This is a genomic window from Ruegeria sp. BF6, from assembly GCF_056538665.1.
The window spans coordinates 138,120-155,609 of sequence record NZ_JBQFTN010000003.1; the positions used below are offsets into that span (position 1 = coordinate 138,120).

At 60.4% G+C, this 17,490-nt stretch carries 19 protein-coding genes and 1 riboswitch; of the genes, 14 read left to right on the forward strand and 5 right to left on the reverse strand.

Going from position 1 to position 17,490, the window contains the following annotated elements; all coding sequences use genetic code 11:
- Nucleotides 1–18 precede the first annotated feature (18 nt).
- Together ACR0IM_RS11035 and cysQ are read right to left on the reverse strand one after the other, a co-directional pair.
- Nucleotides 19–819 (reverse strand): 3-deoxy-manno-octulosonate cytidylyltransferase, encoded by an 801-nt coding sequence (locus ACR0IM_RS11035; protein ID WP_480591897.1) that lies wholly within the window; start codon nt 817–819, stop codon nt 19–21.
- Nucleotides 819–1,616, reverse strand: coding sequence for a 3'(2'),5'-bisphosphate nucleotidase CysQ (gene cysQ, locus ACR0IM_RS11040; protein WP_480591894.1), 798 nt, complete (start codon nt 1,614–1,616; stop codon nt 819–821). Before cysQ ends, ACR0IM_RS11035 begins: the two co-directional genes overlap by 1 nt.
- A 121-nt stretch (nt 1,617–1,737) precedes the next feature.
- Between cysQ and ACR0IM_RS11045 the strand changes: the two genes are divergently transcribed.
- A complete protein-coding gene (locus ACR0IM_RS11045; protein ID WP_480591891.1) occupies nt 1,738–2,559 on the forward strand; it encodes an ABC transporter permease in 822 nt (273 codons plus the stop codon).
- Here ACR0IM_RS11045 and ACR0IM_RS11050 read toward each other — a convergent pair.
- Entirely contained in the window at nt 2,556–3,158 is a 603-nt protein-coding gene (locus ACR0IM_RS11050; RefSeq protein ID WP_480681934.1) for an alpha-ketoglutarate-dependent dioxygenase AlkB family protein, read from the reverse strand. The genes ACR0IM_RS11045 and ACR0IM_RS11050 overlap by 4 nt on opposite strands.
- A gap of 212 nt (nt 3,159–3,370) precedes the next feature.
- On the opposite strand from ACR0IM_RS11050, the gene dnaK reads away from it, so the two are divergent.
- The 13 genes from dnaK (at nt 3,371) to radC (ending at nt 14,943) form a co-directional block, all read left to right on the forward strand.
- A complete protein-coding gene (gene dnaK, locus ACR0IM_RS11055) occupies nt 3,371–5,281 on the forward strand; it encodes a molecular chaperone DnaK (RefSeq protein ID WP_480641383.1) in 1,911 nt (636 codons plus the stop codon).
- A 74-nt stretch (nt 5,282–5,355) separates the two neighbouring features.
- Nucleotides 5,356–6,510, forward strand: coding sequence for a molecular chaperone DnaJ (gene dnaJ / locus ACR0IM_RS11060; RefSeq protein WP_480591880.1), 1,155 nt, complete (start codon nt 5,356–5,358; stop codon nt 6,508–6,510).
- Between the two features lie 131 nt (nt 6,511–6,641).
- Nucleotides 6,642–6,748, forward strand: a riboswitch (TPP riboswitch).
- A gap of 46 nt (nt 6,749–6,794) precedes the next feature.
- On the forward strand, nt 6,795–7,598 hold the full coding sequence (gene thiD, locus ACR0IM_RS11065) for a bifunctional hydroxymethylpyrimidine kinase/phosphomethylpyrimidine kinase (protein WP_480681936.1): 804 nt from the start codon (nt 6,795–6,797) through the stop codon (nt 7,596–7,598).
- Nucleotides 7,595–8,572 (forward strand): FAD-dependent oxidoreductase, encoded by a 978-nt coding sequence (locus tag ACR0IM_RS11070; RefSeq protein ID WP_480681937.1) that lies wholly within the window; start codon nt 7,595–7,597, stop codon nt 8,570–8,572. The genes thiD and ACR0IM_RS11070 overlap by 4 nt, the downstream gene beginning before the upstream one ends.
- On the forward strand, nt 8,556–8,750 hold the full coding sequence (gene thiS, locus ACR0IM_RS11075; RefSeq protein ID WP_480681939.1) for a sulfur carrier protein ThiS: 195 nt from the start codon (nt 8,556–8,558) through the stop codon (nt 8,748–8,750). Before ACR0IM_RS11070 ends, thiS begins: the two co-directional genes overlap by 17 nt.
- A gap of 2 nt (nt 8,751–8,752) precedes the next feature.
- Nucleotides 8,753–9,517 (forward strand): thiazole synthase, encoded by a 765-nt coding sequence (locus tag ACR0IM_RS11080; protein WP_480681940.1) that lies wholly within the window; start codon nt 8,753–8,755, stop codon nt 9,515–9,517.
- Nucleotides 9,514–10,110 (forward strand): thiamine phosphate synthase, encoded by a 597-nt coding sequence (locus ACR0IM_RS11085; RefSeq protein WP_480681942.1) that lies wholly within the window; start codon nt 9,514–9,516, stop codon nt 10,108–10,110. The genes ACR0IM_RS11080 and ACR0IM_RS11085 overlap by 4 nt, the downstream gene beginning before the upstream one ends.
- On the forward strand, nt 10,107–11,069 hold the full coding sequence (locus ACR0IM_RS11090) for a ThiF family adenylyltransferase (protein WP_480681944.1): 963 nt from the start codon (nt 10,107–10,109) through the stop codon (nt 11,067–11,069). The genes ACR0IM_RS11085 and ACR0IM_RS11090 overlap by 4 nt, the downstream gene beginning before the upstream one ends.
- A 20-nt stretch (nt 11,070–11,089) precedes the next feature.
- Nucleotides 11,090–12,025: an ABC transporter substrate-binding protein gene (locus ACR0IM_RS11095; protein ID WP_480681946.1), complete on the forward strand. Its 936-nt coding sequence runs from the start codon at nt 11,090–11,092 to the stop codon at nt 12,023–12,025.
- The gene (gene tenA, locus ACR0IM_RS11100; RefSeq protein WP_480681947.1) at nt 12,022–12,696 is read left to right on the forward strand and encodes a thiaminase II; all 675 of its coding nucleotides are present in this window, start codon (nt 12,022–12,024) and stop codon (nt 12,694–12,696) included. Before ACR0IM_RS11095 ends, tenA begins: the two co-directional genes overlap by 4 nt.
- Nucleotides 12,693–13,421 carry an ABC transporter ATP-binding protein gene (locus ACR0IM_RS11105; RefSeq protein ID WP_480591852.1) on the forward strand — a complete coding sequence of 243 codons (729 nt, stop codon included), beginning with the start codon at nt 12,693–12,695 and terminating at the stop codon, nt 13,419–13,421. Before tenA ends, ACR0IM_RS11105 begins: the two co-directional genes overlap by 4 nt.
- The gene (locus ACR0IM_RS11110) at nt 13,418–14,152 is read left to right on the forward strand and encodes an ABC transporter permease (RefSeq protein ID WP_480591849.1); all 735 of its coding nucleotides are present in this window, start codon (nt 13,418–13,420) and stop codon (nt 14,150–14,152) included. The genes ACR0IM_RS11105 and ACR0IM_RS11110 overlap by 4 nt, the downstream gene beginning before the upstream one ends.
- Before the next feature lie 35 nt (nt 14,153–14,187).
- Nucleotides 14,188–14,943, forward strand: coding sequence for a RadC family protein (gene radC, locus ACR0IM_RS11115; RefSeq protein ID WP_480681948.1), 756 nt, complete (start codon nt 14,188–14,190; stop codon nt 14,941–14,943).
- Between the two features lie 4 nt (nt 14,944–14,947).
- On the opposite strand, the gene ACR0IM_RS11120 is transcribed toward radC, so the two are convergent.
- A complete protein-coding gene (locus ACR0IM_RS11120) occupies nt 14,948–16,504 on the reverse strand; it encodes a phosphate ABC transporter substrate-binding/OmpA family protein (RefSeq protein WP_480681950.1) in 1,557 nt (518 codons plus the stop codon).
- A 25-nt stretch (nt 16,505–16,529) separates the two neighbouring features.
- Nucleotides 16,530–17,453, reverse strand: a complete 924-nt coding sequence (locus ACR0IM_RS11125; RefSeq protein WP_480591840.1) for a hypothetical protein — start codon at nt 17,451–17,453, stop codon at nt 16,530–16,532.
- Nucleotides 17,454–17,490 lie beyond the last annotated feature (37 nt).

Genomic DNA, 17,490 nt, shown 5'->3' on the forward strand with positions numbered 1-17,490 from the left:
TCGATTGGGGGAATAACCTCACTCCAACCCCATGGCGGCCATCATTTCTTCCAGCTTGGGGACGTCCTGAGGGTTGTTCAGCTCCCAGAACTGGCGGCCTTTGGCCTCGACCTCGACGCACAGAACCTTGCGGCCGTTTTCCATGAAACGCAGCTGTTCCAGCCCTTCCAGTTGCTCCAGCGGACCAACGGGCCATGCGGGGTAGGCGGCCAGCGCATCGGGGCGATAGGCATAGACGCCGACATGGTGGAAAACCGGGGTTGCGTCGTCTCCGGCAAAGGTTTCGGCGGTATAGGGGACGACCTCTTTCGAGAAATACATCGCGCTGTTGTCGGCGGCGAACACCGCGGTGGTGCCGCCGACGCGCCCGTTCTTGCGGTCGTTCAGCAGGCTGTTCAGCGCGTTGCCGTCACAACGCAGAACCGGTGTCGCTACCCCGGCTTCGGGCGCGGCGCGCAATCCGGCGATCAGGTCTTCAACAAACCAGTGTGGGGTCAGCGGCGCATCGCCCTGCAGATTCACCACGATGTCGTAACCGGCACCAAGCTCAGTATGCGCTTCGGCGCAGCGTTCGGTGCCATTGCCGCAGGTTTCCGAAGTCATCACAACCTCGGCCCCGAAGCCTTCGGCCACCTCGCGGATGCGGTCGTCATCGGTGGCGACAACCACCTTGTCGACGCCCGAGACCGAACATGCCGCGCGCCAGGACCGTTCGATCAGGGTCATTGCATTGCCACTGGCGCCGGTCAGCGGGACCAGCGGTTTGCCCGGATACCGGGTCGAGGCGTAACGGGCGGGAATGGCGATCAGAACGGACATCAGGCCTCCTTCAGCTCAACGCCCGGAGCGTAAGCGATAAAGAACGGGTTTGCATATTCGTCTTTGCCATAGGTCAGCGGTGTGTGGTCATCAAAGCGCACAACCTTACCGCCGGCGCCCGCCAGAACGGCGTGACCTGCGGCGGTATCCCACTCCATCGTGCGACCTACACGGGGATACAGATCGGCCTCACCCGTTGCCACCAGACAGAATTTCAGCGACGAGCCCGCGCTCTTGCTGTCCTGTACCTGGTATTTGTTGATGTAATCCTCGGTCGCCTGATCCCGGTGCGATTTCGACGCCACGATCAACAGCGCCGAATTGTCTGGTTTAGAGACTGATATCGGCAAAGCATCCCCGGCTTGCGCTTTGTCCAGCGCGCCGGTTTCTTCGACCGATTGACCATTGGCCTGCGTATAGAACATTCGCTCTTTCGCAGGCGCATAAACCACGCCGCGGGTTGGAACGCCGTTTTCCACCAGCGCGATGTTCACCGTGAAATCGCCGCGGCGGTTGATGAATTCCTTGGTGCCGTCCAGCGGATCGACGATCAGGAACGTGTCACCCTTTTTCGAATGTGAAGCGGCCTGTTCCTCGGTCACCAGCAGGATGTCGGGGAAGGCGTCGCGCAGACCGGCCGAGATCAACGCATCGGCGGCCTCGTCCGCTTCGGTCACAGGGCTGGCGTCGGATTTGACTTTGACGTCGAAATCATCCGAATTGTAAATCTCCATGATCTTGTCGCCCGCTTCCAGGGCCAGACGACGAATGACGGGGATGAGGGCGTCGTAGGTCACAAAAATGCTCCGTTCCTGCGATTTGTTGATCGAATATCCTGACGGTCTTATGATGTGCCGGTTACGGATCGGCAAGAAATTCGTGGCAGATTACAGGCGAAAAACGGGAAAGACGCTTCGGGTGTATTATTTCAAGCGAAACCAGACATTACTGGGCGGCGCGTTCACAACCGCCGAGCTTATTTTCCATGCCGTTGTGCGCAGTGTGCGATCACAACACAGCAACGCGGTGCTGGCCATCCTGGTCAATATTCTGCAAGTCCTGGCCCTGGTCGCGGTGATTTACGTGATCATGTCCTTCATGGGCCCGCGTATTGCCAGAATCCGGGGCGAGTTCGTTTTGTATCTGCTGTCCGGCGTTTTCTTGTTTGTGACGCATATCAGATCTGTCAGTTCGGTGGCGGGGGTCAGCACCGGGGGTAACCCGATGATGCTGCACTCGCCGATGAACATGATGGTCATGTTGCTGGCGACCGCGTTCGGCACGCTTTATACGCAGATGGTCACAATCATCATCATACTGTTCCTTTACAGTGTCACTGTGTCGCCAATTGAGATTCAGGACCCAGGCGGTGCTTTTGGGATGTTGATACTGGCCTGGTTCACCGGATGTTCCGTCGGTGTGGTATTCATGGCCCTGAAACCATGGTTGCCAACCGTTTCCACGATTCTAAGCAACATCTACCGCCGTCTGAACATGATCTTTTCGGGGAAAATGTTTCTGGCAAATGCGTTGGGTGGCGCCACGCTGGCCATGTTTGCGTGGAACCCACTGTTTCACATCATCGACCAGTGCAGGGGGTTCGTGTTCCGCAACTACTTTCCCCGCAATACCAGTTGGGAATATGCGCTTTGGGTTGGGCTGGCCTTGCTGCTGATCGGGCTTTTGGGGATCTTTTTCTCGCGTCAGCATGTATCCCAGAGCTGGAGCGCGCGCCGCTAGCCTGCCACGCGCAGGGTCAGATTGATCCGACCGCCCTTGGGCAGCAGTTTCGAAGACCCGAACCGGATACGGTCAATCCCGTGATATGTCAGCCGGGCCGGACCACCCATGATCACCACGTCGCCGGAGTTCAGCCAGATCGACTCGGTCTTGCCGCCGCGCGTCTGGTTGCCGATGCGAAACAGCGCGTCATCCCCCAATGAGATCGACAGCACCGGCCAGGAAAAATCGACCTCGTCCTTGTCCTGATGCAGCCCCATCCGGGCACCTTCACCGTAATAGTTGATGAGACAGCAATCGGGGTCGCGGTCAGGGCTGGCCAATTGGTGCCAGATATCAAGGATGGGATCAGGGATCGCGGGCCAGTCCGCCCCTTTGGGGTGCTGTCCTTGGTATCTGTATCCGGCCCTGTCGGTCACCCAGCCCAGCGACCCGGCCGAAGTCATGCGCACCGACATCTCTTTGCCCGAAGGCGTCACTGGCCGAAACAAGGGGGCCGATTTCAGAATCGGGCGCAGTACCTCGATCAACTGCACTTGGGCTGCGCTGTCCAGATAGCCTTTCCTGATTTCAAAACCGCGCAAAAGTAGTCGCGCCATTCAAGATTCCCCAATCCTAACCAAAACCTTGCCAAAAAGGCTGCAGATTCCCGAAAACCTGCCTTTTACACCGCTTGCAGGGCTCGTTTCACGCCCTTATATACGCCGGGACGCGCGATGGTGTAGGACCGTTCGTGCATATCAGATCGGGGCCGGGTGCCATAACGGGTTCGGACCTCGGACATCGCCTTGAAGAGAAAGGGATTGAACATATGGGAAAAGTAATCGGAATTGACCTCGGGACCACCAACTCGTGTGTGGCCATCATGGACGGCTCGCAGCCCAAGGTCATCGAAAACGCAGAAGGGGCGCGGACCACGCCCTCGATCGTCGCCTTCACCGAAGATGAGCGACTGGTCGGTCAGCCTGCAAAGCGTCAGGCGGTCACCAACCCTGACAACACGATCTTTGGCGTCAAGCGTCTGATCGGTCGTCGTGTGGATGATGCAGAAGTCGAAAAAGACAAGAAAATGGTGCCGTATGCCATCGTCGATGGCGGCAATGGCGACGCGTGGGTGGAAGCTCGCGGTGAAAAGTACTCCCCAAGCCAGATCTCGGCCTTCACTCTGGGTAAGATGAAGGAAACTGCCGAGAGCTATCTGGGTGAGGAAGTCACGCAGGCGGTCATCACCGTTCCGGCCTATTTCAACGACGCACAGCGTCAGGCCACCAAGGACGCCGGTAAAATCGCCGGTCTGGAAGTGCTGCGGATCATCAACGAGCCGACTGCTGCCGCGCTGGCCTATGGTCTGGACAAGCAGGAAACCCAAACCATCGCGGTCTATGACCTTGGTGGCGGTACCTTCGACGTGACCATTCTGGAAATCGATGACGGCCTGTTCGAGGTCAAATCGACCAACGGTGACACCTTCCTGGGTGGTGAAGACTTTGACATGCGCATCGTCAACTACCTGGCGGACGAGTTCAAAAAGGAACACGGTGTCGATCTGTCTGCCGACAAGATGGCCCTGCAGCGTCTGAAAGAAGCCGCTGAAAAAGCCAAGATCGAGCTGTCCTCGACCTCGCAGACCGAAATCAACCAGCCGTTCATCTCGATGGGCTCGAACGGTCAGCCGCTGCACATGGTCATGAAACTGACCCGTGCCAAGCTGGAATCGCTGGTCTCCGACCTGATCAAGAAGTCGATGAAGCCTTGTGCCGCTGCTCTGAAAGACGCCGGTCTGTCGGCCGCCGACGTGGACGAAGTTGTTCTGGTCGGTGGCATGACCCGGATGCCGAAAGTGATCGAAGAGGTCACCAAGTTCTTCGGGAAAGAGCCGCACAAAGGTGTTAACCCGGACGAAGTGGTTGCCATGGGTGCCGCCATTCAGGCCGGTGTTCTGCAGGGTGACGTCAAAGACGTGGTTCTGCTGGACGTGACCCCGCTGTCGTTGGGTATCGAGACGCTGGGTGGCGTGTTCACCCGTTTGATCGACCGTAACACCACGATCCCGACGAAAAAGTCTCAGGTCTTCTCGACCGCCGAGGACAACCAGAACGCCGTAACCATCCGCGTGTTCCAGGGTGAGCGTGAAATGGCTGCGGACAACAAGATCCTCGGTCAGTTCAACCTCGAAGACATCCCGCCCGCACCGCGTGGCATGCCTCAGATCGAGGTGACTTTTGACATCGACGCCAACGGTATTGTCTCGGTTTCGGCCAAGGACAAAGGCACCGGCAAAGAGCAGAAGATCACCATCCAGGCATCGGGCGGTCTGTCCGACGAGGACATCGAAAAGATGGTCAAGGATGCCGAAGAGAACGCGGAAGCCGACAAGGAACGCCGCGAGCTGGTCGATGCCAAGAACCAGGCGGAAAGCCTCATCCATTCGACCGAGAAGTCGATGGAAGAGCATGCCGACAAGGTCGACCCGACCACCATCGAAGCCATCGAGCTGGCGATTGCCGCACTGAAGGACGAGCTGGAAACCGAAAATGCTGACAAGATCAAGTCCGGTATCCAGAACGTGACCGAAGCTGCGATGAAGCTGGGCGAGGCCATCTACAAGGCGCAGTCCGAAGAGGCCGACGACGAACCTGCAGCGGCAGATGCTGCTCCGGCTGGTGATGACGACATCGTCGACGCCGAGTTCGAAGATCTGGACGGCGATAAGCGTAACTAACGGGTAACCGGGCCAATTCGGGCCGGTCCGGTTGCCGGGCCGGCCCGATTACGTTGAGGCAGAAGGAAACACTGATGTCAAAACGCGACTACTACGATGTGCTCGGCGTGTCCAAGGGCGCATCGGCGGACGAGATCAAGAAGGGCTTTCGCAAGAAGGCCAAAGAATTGCATCCCGATCGCAACAAGGACAACCCGGACGCTGAATCGCAGTTCAAAGAAGCCAACGAGGCCTATGACGTTCTGCGCGATGCCGACAAAAAGGCCGCCTATGACCGATTTGGTCATGCCGCCTTTGAAAACGGCATGGGCGGTGGCGGCGGTCGTCCCGGCGGCGGCTTCGGTCAAGGCGATTTCTCCAGCGCGTTCTCTGATGTGTTCGACGATCTGTTCGGCGATTTCATGGGTGGCCAACGCGGTGGCGCTGGTGGCGGACGTCGGGCCGCACGCGGGTCCGACCTGCGCTATAACCTGCGGGTGTCACTGGAAGAGGCGTTCTCGGGCCTGCAGAAAACCATCAGCGTGCCCGCAGCCGTTGCCTGTTCGGCCTGTGACGGTTCGGGTGCTGAAGGTGGTGTGGAACCAGTCACTTGTCCAACTTGCTCGGGCATGGGCAAGGTTCGTGCGCAACAGGGTTTCTTTACTGTTGAACGCACATGTCCGACATGTTCCGGATTGGGCCAGATCATCAAGAATCCCTGCAAGTCCTGTAGCGGAGCAGGTCGCGTCGAAAAAGAACGCGCGCTGTCCGTCAATATCCCCGCCGGTGTCGAAACCGGTACCCGAATCCGCCTGGCAGGCGAGGGTGAGGCCGGGATGCGCGGTGGTCCTCCGGGTGATCTGTATATCTTTGTCGAAGTGTCCGATCACAAACTGTTCGAACGCGACAGCGTGAACCTGTATTGCCGCGTGCCGGTCAGCATGGCCAAGGCCGCGCTGGGCGGATCGATCGAAGTGCCGACCATTGACGGTGGCCGTGGTCGCGTGCAGATTCCGGCCGGTAGCCAATCGGGCCGTCAGATGCGCTTGCGCGGCAAGGGTATGCCTGCCCTGCGCGGCGGCGGTGTTGGTGACATGTTCATCGAACTGGCTGTGGAAACTCCGGTCAACCTGACCGCTCGCCAGAAAGAACTTCTGCGCGAGTTCGACGATCTGGGTGAGGATAACCACCCGGAATCGAATAGCTTTTTCTCTTCCGTCAAGTCCTTTTGGGACGGGATGAAAGGCTGAGTCCGCATCCAGTAATTGTAATAAATGAGCCGGTCCAATGGGCCGGCTTTTTTTCACCCCATAAGTCCAGTTTGCCTGTCAACTGCGCCAAAATTGGCCCTTGATTCCCCTGCCAACCCCTGAGATTGTCCGCCCAACCGTTGGGGTGCCCTGATCAAAGGGCTGAGAGGCGTGAATGCGCTAACCCATCGAACCTGATCCGGGCAATACCGGCGTAGGGAACGGTCTCACAGTGCTAAGACGTTTTCCATGCCCCGTTGCCCATTTTGAATTGGAGCAACGATATGGCGCATATTGCCCTGACAATTGCGGGCTCGGACAGTGGTGGCGGGGCCGGGATACAGGCAGACCTCAAGGCGATGTCCGCCTTGGGCGTGTACGGCGCCAGCGTGATTACGGCAGTGACGGCGCAGAATACCCAAGCGGTGACGGCAGTGCATGGGATACCGCTGGATGTGGTGTCCGCCCAGATCGAGGCGGTTCTGACCGATCTGGACGTCGGCGCGATCAAGATCGGGATGCTGGCGACGCCAGAGATTATACAAACGGTTGCGGAATCCATTGCCGGGTTTGATGGCCCCGTCGTGCTGGACCCGGTGATGATTGCGAAATCCGGCGATGCGTTGTTGGCGCGGGACGCGGTGCAGACTTTGCGCGATCTTCTTCTGCCGTGCGCTACCGTACTGACCCCGAACCTGCCCGAAGCCGCCTGTTTACTGGGTGGTGCCGAGGCCGACTCTCCCGATCAGATGATCGCGCAAGGGCTTGCCTTGTGTGGGTTGGGCGCGGGTTCGGTGCTGATGAAAGGGGGACATGGCCACGGGAAAATCTGCTATGACTTGCTGGTTGATACCTCCGGTCGGGTGGCCGAGTTCACCGCCCCTCGGAGGGAAACGCGCAATACACATGGCACCGGGTGCACTTTGTCGTCGTCGATTGCAGCGGGGTTGGCTCGGGGCTTCGGCCTGACTGAGGCCGTCGCGCAGGCGCATGAGTACCTGCAGGGCGCTATTGCCCGGGCGGACGGTCTGATGATCGGACATGGACACGGGCCGGTCCACCATTTTCACCGGGTCTGGCCCGCGTGACGGTCTGGTCGGTCATAGGCTCGGGTGTGGCTGGTTTGGCCGTGGCCAGCGAGCTTGTTTCGCGCGGCGTCAAGGTTCAGGTCTTCGATCCCGCTGGCCCGCCGGGTCCGCATGGGTGTTCCTGGTGGGCGGGTGGCATGCTGGCCCCGTGGTGTGAGTATGAAAACGCCGAGGAGCCGGTGTTGCGGTTGGGTCAGGCTGCGCTGGGCTGGTGGGCGAAGCGAACGCCGGTGGACCGGCGGGGCACGTTGGTCGTGGCCCGCCCGCGCGACCTGCCCGATCTGCGCCGGTTTGCCCGCCGGACCGAAGGCTACAGGGACGTCGAGCAGCCCCAAATCGCCAAGTTAGAGCCTGATCTGAACGGATTCAGCAAGGGTCTCCATTTCACGAATGAAGCGCATCTAAACCCACGCCAGGCCTTGCGGGACCTTCATAAGCATTTGCTGGAACACGGGGTTCAATTTCACCGCAAACTCGCTCCATCGCGGCTTGAAAACGCAATCGACTGTCGGGGTTTGCACGCCCGCGAAGTGCTGCATGATCTGCGGGGCGTGAAGGGTGAGATGCTGGTAATCCGCTGCCCGGACGTGACCCTGACGCGGCCCGTGCGTCTGCTGCACCCAAGGATGCCGCTTTACATCGTACCCCGTGGCGACGGTATTTACATGCTGGGCGCGACGATGATCGAAAGCGAGGACAGCAGCCGCATCACCGCGCGCTCGATGCTGGAACTGCTCAGCGCGGCTTATGCGCTGAACCCCGCCTTTGGTGAGGCCGAAGTGCTCGAGATCGGGGTCGATCTGCGCCCGGCCTTTCCTGACAACTTGCCGCGTATCCGGCGGCTGGGGCGCACGATTTATGCCAACGGACTATACCGCCACGGCTATCTGCTGGCCCCGGCGCTGGCGCAGGGCGCGGCAGATCTGGCGCTGGATAACAAACATTCGGAGATGGTCGATGAAGATCGAGCTTAATGGTGAATCGCGCGAGGTGCTCGCCGAAACCCTCTCGGACCTGCTGGTCGAATGCGGGTTCTCAGGCCGGGTGGCGACGGCCGTCAACGAGGATTTCGTGCCCTCGGGTCTGCGCATTACCCACAAACTGGCTGACGGCGACCGGATCGAGGTTGTCGCGCCGATGCAGGGGGGGTGAAAATGAAGAGCTTCTACGGCACCCAACTGCCCAACCCTCTGATGCTGGGTACGGCGCAATATCCCAGCCCCGCGATCCTGGAACAGGCGTTTCGGGACAGTGGTGCCGGGGTTGCCACTGTGTCGCTGCGGCGCGAAGCCGGGGCCGGGCAAACCTTTTGGCAGATGATCCGCGACCTGGGCGTGCTGGTCCTGCCGAACACCGCCGGGTGCCACACCGTCAAAGAGGCCGTGACCACCGCCCATATGGCGCGGGAAGTGTTTGAAACAAGGTGGATCAAGCTGGAACTGATCGGTCACACCGACAGCCTCCAGCCGGATGTGTTTCAACTGGTCGAGGCCGCACGCGTCCTGACCGGGGACGGGTTTCAGGTTTTCCCCTACACCACTGACGACCTGATTGTGGGAGAACGTCTGCTGGCGGCGGGTTGCGAGGTTCTGATGCCCTGGGGCGCGCCCATTGGGTCAGGCCGGGGCTTGAACAACGTATACGCTCTGCGCGCGATGCGGGCTGAATTCCCGGAGGTACCGCTGGTGATCGACGCCGGGATCGGACTGCCCAGCCATGCGGCGCGGGCGATGGAGCTGGGATATGACGCGGTTCTGCTGAACACCGCGGTGGCCCGGGCCGGAGATCCTACCGCCATGGCCCGCGCGATGATGCTGGCGATTGAAGCCGGACAATTGGCCTATCAGGCTGACCCGATCGAAGCGCGCGATATGGCGGAACCCTCCACCCCGGTGATCGGAAAGGCCTTTCTGTCATGACCCTCGACCGGTTTTACCCGATTTTCGACCACTCGGATTGGCTGCGCCGGATGCTGCCCTTGGGTGTGAAACTGGTACAGTTGCGGATCAAGGACCAGCCCGATGCGGTGGTGCGCGAACAGATTGCCCTGTCGCGCGATCTCTGCCGCCAGCATGGCGCGGTTCTGGTGATCAACGACTACTGGCAGCAGGCGATTGAGGCCGGGTGTGACTGGATTCACCTCGGGCAGGAGGATCTGGACGAGGCCGATCTGACTGCCATCCGCAAGGCGGGGCTGAAACTGGGCGTCTCGACCCACGATGACGATGAGTTGGAGCGAGTTCTGGCGATAGACCCGGACTATGTGGCGTTAGGGCCGGTCTATCCGACGATCCTGAAAAAGATGAAGTGGCATCAGCAGGGTTTGCCCCGGGTCACCGAATGGAAGGCGCGGGTGGGTAAAATCCTTCTGGTCGGTATCGGCGGGATGAGCGTTGAACGCGCGCCGGGTGTGTTGCAGGCGGGGGCCGATATCGTATCAGCCGTCACTGATATCACGTTGAACGCTGATCCAGAGGCCCGCGTGCGCCAATGGATCGAGGCCACGCGATGAACCGCTACTCTCGTCAGACAATCCTGCCCGAGGTCGGGGCAGAAGGACAGGCCCGCCTGTCCGTCGCGCGCGTTCTGGTGGTGGGCGCGGGCGGGCTGGCTGCCCCGGCGCTGCCACTACTGGCGGGGGCTGGGGTAGGTCAATTGACCATCATGGACCGTGATGAGGTCGCGCTGTCGAACCTGCACCGGCAGACGTTGTTTGCCGAGGCAGACAGCGGCCGTTCGAAGGTTGAGGTCGCGGCGGATCGCTGTCGATCCCTGAACGCGGAAGTCATTGTGATTGCCAAAAAACAGACTCTGACAAATAAAAATGTGACTGAATCCGTGGAACAGGTTGATTTGGTTCTTGATTGCGCTGACAGCTATGCGGCCAGCTATGTCCTGTCTGACACCTGTTTCGCGCTCGGTAAGCCTTTGATTTCAGCATCGGTGCTGGGGTTCACGGGATATGTTGGCGGCTTTTGCGGTGGAGCGCCGTCCCTGCGGGCGGTCTTTCCCGATGCACCTGACAGCGGTGCAAGCTGTGCGACGGCTGGTGTGCTCGGCCCCGTCGTGGGAATTATCGGCGCGATGCAGGCGCAGATGGCACTGAACCTGATCCTTGGCCTTCAGCCTTCGCCGCTGGGACAGATGTTGCAGATCGATGGGCAAACGTTCCGCAGCACCACATTTCGCTTTGACGGAGCTCCCGAGCCAGAACGGCACTTTGCTTTCATATCGGCCAATCAACTGACCTCAGAAGACCTGATCATCGAATTGCGCGGTCCGGATGAGGTCCCAGGTCCGATCCATCCCAATGTCCGGCGCGAATCCGTGGAGTCACTCAAATCAGAGCCAAACAAAGGGAAAAGACTGGCGCTTTGCTGCGCTACCGGCCTTCGCGCGTGGCGGGCCGCTGAAGAACTGCAACCGGATTGGCCGGGCGAGATTGTCCTCGTCGCGGCCTCGACCTCATGAGCGAAAAGGAAACGCGAGACATGAAGAAACTGATCACAATGATCGCCCTGCTGGCCGCCGCGCCCGCCTGGGCCGAAGACAAGATGACCGTTCTGCTGGACTGGTTCATCAATCCCGACCACGGTCCCATTATCGTGGCACAGGAAAACGGTTACTTCGCCGATGAGGGGCTTGAGGTCGAAATCATTCCGCCCGCCGATCCCTCGGCGCCACCGCGTCTGGTGGCCGCTGGTCAGGCGGATCTGGCGGTGTCTTATCAGCCCCAGTTGCACCTGCAGATTCACGAGGGCCTGCCGCTGAAACGCGTCGGCACACTGGTTGCCACTCCGCTGAACTGCCTGCTGGTGCTTGAGGATGGTCCGATTGAAACGCTGGCCGACCTCAAGGACAAGAAAGTCGGGTTCTCTGTCGCCGGTGTGGAAGAGGCGGTTCTGTCGGCGATGCTGAACACCCATGACGTCGCGCTGGACGATATCGAGATGATCAACGTGAACTTCTCGCTGTCGCCGTCACTGATGAGCGGTCAGGTGGACGCGGTGATCGGGGCTTTCCGCAACTTTGAACTGAACCAGATGGATATCGAAGGCGTAGCGGGCCGGTGCTTTTATATCGAAGAAGAAGGTGTACCGCCCTACGATGAGCTGATCTATGTGGCCAACCCCGAAACAATGGACGCCGAAAAGGTTGCACGTTTTCTGGCTGCCACCGAAAAGGCGACCCAGTTCATCGTCAACAACCCGGAGAAAAGCTGGGAGATTTTCGCCGCCACCTCGCCCGAGTTGCAGGATGAGCTGAACGCCCGCGCCTGGGTCGACACGCTGCCCCGCTTTGCCCTGCGTCCCGCGGGCTTTGACGCTGGCCGATATGCCCGGTTCGAGGCATTCCTGAAAGACAGCGGCATGATCGACGGCATCAACCCGGTCAGCGACATCACCATCGACGTGACCGTGCAATGAGCGGATACGGCAAAGCATTCACGCTTATGCGTGACACTGCGCAGGGGCCGTGGCGGGACTATACCCGCCACGCCTTTGTCGAAGGGATGAAGGACGGCACCCTGCCGCGCGCGGCGTTTCTGCATTACCTTCGGCAGGACTACGTGTTCCTGATCCACTTTTCCCGCGCCTGGGCACTGGCGGTGGTGAAATCCGAGACCCATTCCGAGATGCTGACATCTGTTGCGACGGTAAACGCGCTGGTGGCCGAAGAGATGCAGCTGCATATCGGTATTTGCGCGGCAGAAGGCATCTCGGGCGAAGAATTGTTCGCGACCGAGGAACGGGCGGAAAACATGGCCTATACCCGCTTCGTGCTCGAGGCCGGGTATAGTGGCGATCTGTTGGACCTGCTGGCCGCGCTGACGCCCTGTGTGATGGGATATGGTGAGATCGGTGCCCGGTTGGCCACCGAGGCCACATCCGTCACCTATCAGGACTGGATCAACACCTATGCCAGTCCAGACTTTCAAGAGGCGTGCCAGGCGGTCGGAGAATTGCTGGATACGGCTCTAACACGTCGCATTGGGGTGGATTTTGAGGCCTCACCGCGGTGGCAACGTCTGTGTCGGACCTTCCGCACCGCGACCGAGCTTGAGGAGAATTTCTGGCAAATGGGCCTGACCCCGTGACCCCGGCACCCGACCTGACCATCAGCGGTTCGGCCACAATCGGTGGCGCGACTCTGTTCGCACCGTTGACGCTGACCCTTGGGGCGGGGCAATGGACGTGCCTGTTGGGCGGGTCGGGTGTTGGAAAAACCACGGTTCTGCGCTTGATTGCAGGGCTGGACACCGGGGCTGAGTTCACCGGCAAGATTGCGGCCAGCGATATCCAACTGGTGACCGAGCGCGTAGCCTATATGGCGCAGGACGATCTGCTGTTGCCCTGGGCGACGGTGGCGCAGAATGTTTCACTGGGCGCGCGGCTGCGGGGTGAGAAGCCGGATCTTGCCCGCCGCGACCGGCTGATCGAAAGGATGCGCCTGCAGGATCACGTGACCAAGAGACCCCGCGAACTCTCGGGAGGGCAGCGGCAGCGCGTGGCCTTGGCGCGCACGTTGATGGAAGATCGGCCGATTGTGCTGCTTGATGAGCCGTTTTCAGCGCTCGACGCCCGCACCCGCGCGGACATGCAGGATCTGGCGGCTGAGGCTTTGCAGGGGCGGACCGTCCTGCTGGTCACCCATGACCCGGCCGAGGCCGCCCGGCTGGGCCAGTCCATCTTGGTGATGACTCAGCACGGCCTGACCCCCTGCCAGCCGCCAGCCGCGCCCGTTCCGCGCAAGGTCGATGACCTTGGGTCGCTGGAGACACAAGGTGCGCTGCTGCGTCTTTTGCGAGAGGAGGCGGCGTGAAGTACCTTTCGGCCCTTGCCGCGACCCTGTTTGCACTGACGGTCTGGCAGGCCATTGTCTCGTTGACCGGTCTGCCCAAATTCATCCTGCCCGGACCCGCCTTGGTCGCAGAAACATGGTGGCAGAACCGTTGGCTGATTGCCGAACACACGTGGATCACTGCGATTGAGGTGGTGGTCGGGCTTGCTTGTGGCACGGTTCTGGGGGTGGTCACTGCGTTGCAACTGGCCAATTCCCGCGCCGCGCGGGTTCTGGTGCAACCGATGCTGGTGTTCACGCAGGCGCTGCCGGTTTTTGCGCTGGCTCCTCTGTTGACCCTCTGGCTGGGCTACGGGTTGTGGTCCAAGGTGGCGATGGCGGTGCTGATCATCTATTTCCCGATTACCTCGTCCTTTTTCGACGGGCTGATGCGGACGCCAGCCGGGTATCTCGATCTGGCGCGCACCATGCAGGCCAACCCGCGCGCTGTGTTGTGGCATATCCGGATACCGGCCGCCTTGCCCTCGCTGGCGTCGGGGATGCGACTGGCGGCGGTTTATGCGCCCATCGGGGCGGTGATCGGTGAATGGGTCGGTTCCTCGCAAGGTTTGGGGTATCTGATGCTGTTGGCCAATGGCCGGGCCAAGACCGATCTGATGTTTGCGGCGATGCTGACGCTGGGGGTGTTCTCGATCCTGCTGCATATGCTGGTCCGCCGCGCCACGGCCCGCATGGCGGGTGAGGCGCGTTAACCTTTCGGAAACCGATTCTGCGCCAGTCTTGGCGTATGACCCAGGACGCCTTTGCCGAAGCCCCGATGCTGTTTGAAACTGACGAAGCCCCGGTGCAGCCGCTGCCTTCGGGGCGGTTGCCATCCTATATCGAAGATCACCGCAAGCGGCTGCGCGAAAGGTTCATGTCCGGTGGATCAGCGGCGATGCCGGATTATGAGCTTTTGGAACTGGCCCTGTTCCGATCCATCCCCCGGCAGGACGTCAAACCACTGGCACGGGCGCTGATGGATACATTTGGCGATTTCAACCGGGTGCTGACCGCACCCGAAGAACGGCTGCGCCAGATCAAGGGCGTTGGGGATACGGTTATCACCGATCTGAAAATCCTCGAGGCCTGCGCCCACCGCATGGCGCGTGCGCGGGTGATGCAGCGACATGTGATCTCGGGCTGGGACGCGCTGCTGGATTACTGCCATACCACCATGGCCCATCGCGAGACCGAGCAGTTCCGGGTGTTCTATCTGGACCGCAAGAACGTACTGATCGCAGATGAGGAACAGGCCAAGGGCACCGTCGATCACGTGCCGGTCTACCCGCGTGAGGTGGCGAAACGGGCACTGGAACTGAATGCATCGGCCCTGATTCTTGTGCACAACCACCCATCAGGCGATCCGACCCCGTCGCAGTCAGATATCGACATGACCAACCGGATTCAGGACGCCTGTCTGGCATTGGGCCTGACACTGCATGACCACCTGATCATCGGAAAATCAAATGAACTGAGCTTTCGATCGGAAGGGTATCTGTAGCGGGTTACCGAACCCAGACCTCGACCCGGCGGTTGACCTTGCGGCCCCAATCGGTGTCGTCGCAGGCCATCGGCATGGCCTCGCCGAACCCGTCGACCTCAAGTTCGATACTTTCGGGGATCGCGGTTTCCACCGCAGCCAGCACCGCATTGCGCACCGTTTTTGCCCTCAGCAGGGCAATCTGCGCATTGGCCGCTGCTTCGCCTTCGCCGTCGCTAAAGCCGACAAAGACCAGTTTGCGTGCATTCAGCGTACCAGCCTCAAGCTGCTGGGCCAGGTGCTGGATGTTTGACCGCGATTGCGCGTCGGGCCGCGAGGACCCTGCCTCGAACCGGAAAGACAACGACAAACGGGACAAAGGCCGCAACGTCGTGACCATACGCTGCAGCTCTTCCAGACCAACCTCGGCGCCACCCGTGGCAACGGCATTTGCAAACCGGTTTCCCTGCAGTTCGATGGGCATCCTCTCGGGTGCCTGATCGACAAAACCCGCATCGCGGATCACCATCTGTGCCTCAGAGCTTTGGGTATAGGCAAGAAACTGACGGGCGATACGGGGCAGGCGGCGCTGGGGCAGATACAGGAACATGGGCGAGGTCAGCGGGTAATCCTCGGTCTTGATCGTTTGCCGGGTGGCCATCAGAGCATGACCACACCCTCCAGCCAGCGGCAAGGCACGGGCCATATCGGCCTCGGCCTGACTGGCGATACCGATGGCAAAGGGATCATCGGCCACTGTACGTACCAGGTCGCTGCTGCGCGTATGTCGAAGGACGGCTTCCGACAGGGAAGCGTCGGCGGGGGTTAGAAAACGATCCTCGACCCCTTGCGCCAATCCCGACCCGGCATCGGGCAGATGCAAGGCAATCGGTGCGTCCGGCCCACCCAGGGCAGACCAGTTGGCAATCTCACCGGACAGCACCAGCGCGAGATCGGATAGGGAAATATGCGGGACCGGGTTGCCGGGTGCCACAATGGGAACAAGCGCGTCCAGTGCCACAACCCGCGACCGGCGCGCACGGGTCAGGTCTCCCAGACCGGCGGCCTCGGCGGCCTTGTGCTCAGCCGGGCGGATTTCGCGTAAGGCCATCACGATATCGGTTTGCCCTGCGATCAGGTCGGTAAAACCGCGACCTGTATTGCCGATGTCGAAAAAGAACCGTCCAAGCGGGGCTTCGCGCCCGGTCTGGTGCAGTTCATACATCAGTTTGTCGCTTTGCTTCGTAAGGGGCTTTGCGGACAACCCCTCCTGTTCAGCAAAGCCCATCAGAAGCGCGGGCAGCACCTTCTCGGCCATAACGGACGATCCCGAAAACCGCAGTTCAGCCACGAAGTCGATCAGGTTGGGACAGGCGGGTCCGTCGCAGCTGACCCCTGAGCCGTCGACGGTCAGCTCGCCGAACTGGGTGTCGACGCGGTAAAACTCGCCATCGAAGCCCAGAAGGGTTCCGGTCACCTCGACCTTGCCGTCATGAGAGGTGAGCGTAATGTCTTGCGCCTGAACAGCTGAGGCAAATGTTGCCGAAAACAGTGCGGCCGCCGCCACACGAAGAAATGTCATTGGAAAATCGAGCCTGCCTGCGGGTTTAGTTTGCCGCGATTGTCAGGTTTTGAAACAGATTATTCAACACCAGAAACTCACCGGTTCTGGAACAATCCGGAAAGTTCAGCGTCAGGTCACGCGAACGCAAGCTCCGGTCATACTGAAGTTCCAGGGACTGAACGCTCAGGTCCTGACCGCAATTGGCCTCGGTCACCTCGGCCTCGACCGTCACAACGATCGACCCAGATTGGGGCGACTGCGCCGCTGGAAAAGAGTAGACCTCCACGTTGCGGGCATCATTAAATGCAGGCTGTGCCAGATGCACGACGTTGCCCGTACCCTGCGTGTCGGACCCGGCCGAGACATGACCCGCGTCGCCATAGCTGGCGCCAAATTCCAGCGCATGCAGCTGTAGCTCGGTTTCACCCTGCCACTGCAGGGCGACGCGGGAATACTGGCCAATGTCGGGAATGTGAGTGGTGGCTACGGTCCCTTTCTGATCGTCAAGCGAGATCAGAAAGATCGCGTATTCCGACAGGGCCGGTATAGTCAGATCCAATGTGCCGTTTGCGTCTGTTTCCTGCGTGACGGTCAGACCGCTATGATGCACCTCGATCCGCTCATTGCCGTGGCAGGGGGCTTTGACGATCAGGCGGGCGGCGGCACCGGGCACGGCACGAGCCCGGGCGCTGAGGCCACAATCGGCGCGGTCAGAGGGCGTTGACCGGCGGGGCTTTAACGTCCGTTGCGTTGATGATGTGATCTGGTCCGTTCCCGGGGCGGGTGGCGAGGAAGTCAGGACAATGTCCTCGAGCCCGGACACAGCTGCGTTCGGGGCGGTGGCCACAATTTCAGGATCCTGCGAACCGTTTGGTCCGGCAGGAAACCCGTTTTGCATCAGGTAACCAATCGCCAACGCGCATACGACAGTGCCGCCGGTGGTCACGTAGTTCTTAATTACAAACAAGACACCCTCCCCAGTTGAAGGAGCGAGTCGGACATTG